The following is a 2,309-nucleotide window of genomic DNA, read 5'->3' as shown; positions in this document are numbered from 1 at the left end:
CTCCCTGACTAATGCGATCATCTACCTTCCTCCGGAAGCAAAGGATGTTCCGAAACTGTTGGGGGGACTCGTTAACTGGGAGCACGAGGCCCGGAATAAGACCCCAGTCCCGCTGATCGCCGCGCTCGTTCACTACCAATTCGTTACTATTCATCCCTTTTACGACGGGAATGGAAGAACCGCAAGGCTCTTGTCCACCTTCATTCTTCAAAGGGGAGGCTATGGACTGAACGGAATCTGTTCTCTAGAGGAGTACCACGCTAGCGACCTTCAGCTCTATTACAACTCTCTAGTCACTCATCCCCACCACAACTATTATGAGGGAAGAGAGAAGGCCGATCTTACCGGCTGGGTTGGATACTTCGTGGAATTGCTCGCAAAGGCTTTCGAAGCAGCCAAAAAGGAAGTTCTAACCCAAGGAGAAAATCCTCAAGATCCAGTGCTCTTGAGAAGACTTGACCATCGCCAGAAGAATATCCTCTCTATGTTCGCTTCAAGAGATTTCTTGACTGTAAGAGAGCTGGCAAACAACCTGGGGCTTTCAGAGAGAATGGTGAGAAACATAGTAAACAAGTGGGTCCAAGAAGGCTTTCTCGAAGTACTCGATCCCTCGAACAAGAATCGAAGATATGGATTATCGGAAATATATCGGCAGTTTATCGGAACTGAATCTTGAGATTGTTCTTGGAATGTGCCAACGCTGTTCTTCAACGCTGAGAGTATTGGGGAAGAAGGGCGAATTCCGAATATGAAACATTGGGCATAGGAAGAGCCAACGTGAAGCAGCTGCTCTTCCCCATCGTTCCCAATCCTTTCATTTTCACAAAGGTTATGACATCAAGTCGCTTCACTAATGACTCTAATTGCTTTCAGTACGTTCTAGCACTATGTTCAGTCGGATAAAACCGGGATTGTCATTTGCGTGTTAAATACAAAACAACTCTTCTGAAAAAGTCAGAGATGACTCACGATTTGATCATGAAGTGCTATGGTCTTCATTTTGAACGTACCAACTATACTGAGGCATCTGCTATGCCTATCTACTTTCTTTAACGCGCCAGACTCACATATTCATTCATAGTCGGAATTTTGCGGGATTTCTAGCATACCAAGCTGTTCCGATAGATCGCAAAGTGAGGAATTCCATCATGGAGAAGAGCCGTCCTCTCCAAAGTCTTTGGAGCCTCAACGACCTCATTTATGAAAATGAAAACCATTTTCACAATCACAGATATCATGCGGATCCTTCCAAGAGTAGTTGATGAAGAGAAATGCAAAAGCAATTTCATGTTGTTGCCCTGTGGCGAGTGAAGAACACTCATACTACCTCCTTTAATATCAATTACAATCCGGCATACGGAAGGCCAGGCGGTTTGCCTTGAAATAGCGTTAATCATTTGTGAATAAAGAAAACAGTGTGCCCTGTTCGGTGATAATTACGGATTTCTGAGAAATATCAGCCCAAGATCGCTTTAATATGTAAATGTTTTCAGTAATATCATGTTGTTGGAGCCCGTAAGGGTTAGAAAAGGAGGTTGGGTATATGAAAAAGAGGTTCATTCTACTACTTCTGGCCATCATACTCGTTTGTAGCCTCGCTATTGGTCAAGTTTACGATCGGAAGGAAACTCTCTACGCCGGTGGAGGGTTGTGGAGTCCGCCGAACAACTGGAATCCATTCACCCCCTGGGCGATCATGACCGGAACCAACGGTCTCATCTATGAGTACCTGTTTATGTTCGATCCTCTAAGCAACGAGATGATTCCCTGGCTTGCAGTGGATGGAGGATGGATAGACGGAAAGACCTACGAGCTGAAGCTTCGAGACGAAGTATACTGGACCGATGGAGAAAAGTTCGATGCCGAAGACGTCAAATTCACATTCGATATCGCCAAAAAGTATCCCGGAGTCCATTACAGCTCAATGTGGAACTGGATAAAAGAAGTGGAGATGGTTGACAGACTGACCGTGCGTGTCCATTTCACTGAACCACTCTATCAGCAGTGGTCCTTCCAGCTCTATCAGCTGCCTATGGTTCCTGAACACATATGGAAAAACAAAACGGAAGCCGAGATTCTTACAGGAGCGAACGAGGGACCGATAGGAACGGGTTGTTACCTGGCTGAAGGTTACGGTCTGGACAGAATGATCTACCTGAGAAACGACAAATGGTGGGGTATCGAGCAGCTGGGAATCAAGCCGACCCCCAAGAGAATAGTCTACCTCACCGTTTCCGGCAACAACGTAGCTCTGGGTATGATTTTCAAAGGAGAGCTGGACATCAGCAACTTCTTCCTTCCTGGAGTCC

The 2,309-nt window shown here is 45.9% G+C and carries 3 protein-coding genes; 2 read left to right on the top strand and 1 reads right to left on the bottom strand.

Annotation, left to right across the window (positions count from 1 at the left end; all coding sequences use genetic code 11):
- On the top strand, nucleotides 1–676 hold a 676-nt coding region (locus B3N33_RS00975), incomplete at its 5' end, for a Fic family protein (protein WP_292591860.1).
- Nucleotides 677–1,100: 424 nt separating this feature from the next.
- Here the strand turns inward: B3N33_RS00975 and B3N33_RS00970 are convergent.
- Nucleotides 1,101–1,322: a hypothetical protein gene (locus B3N33_RS00970; protein ID WP_214078966.1), complete on the bottom strand. Its 222-nt coding sequence runs from the start codon at nucleotides 1,320–1,322 to the stop codon at nucleotides 1,101–1,103.
- A gap of 221 nt (nucleotides 1,323–1,543) precedes the next feature.
- Here B3N33_RS00970 and B3N33_RS00965 point away from each other — a divergent pair.
- The coding region (locus B3N33_RS00965) for an ABC transporter substrate-binding protein (protein WP_292591859.1) at nucleotides 1,544–2,309 on the top strand (766 nt) is incomplete at its 3' end.

Source organism: Mesotoga sp. UBA5825, assembly GCF_002432955.1.
In the GTDB taxonomy this organism is placed as follows: domain Bacteria; phylum Thermotogota; class Thermotogae; order Petrotogales; family Kosmotogaceae; genus Mesotoga.
This window is presented reverse-complemented; position numbering and strand designations above follow the sequence as displayed.

Bases quoted from the DNA above. Each gene is read 5' to 3' on its own strand.
- B3N33_RS00970 (WP_214078966.1), bottom strand. From the start codon at position 1,322: ATGAGTGTTCTTCACTCGCCACAGGGCAACAACATGAAATTGCTTTTG.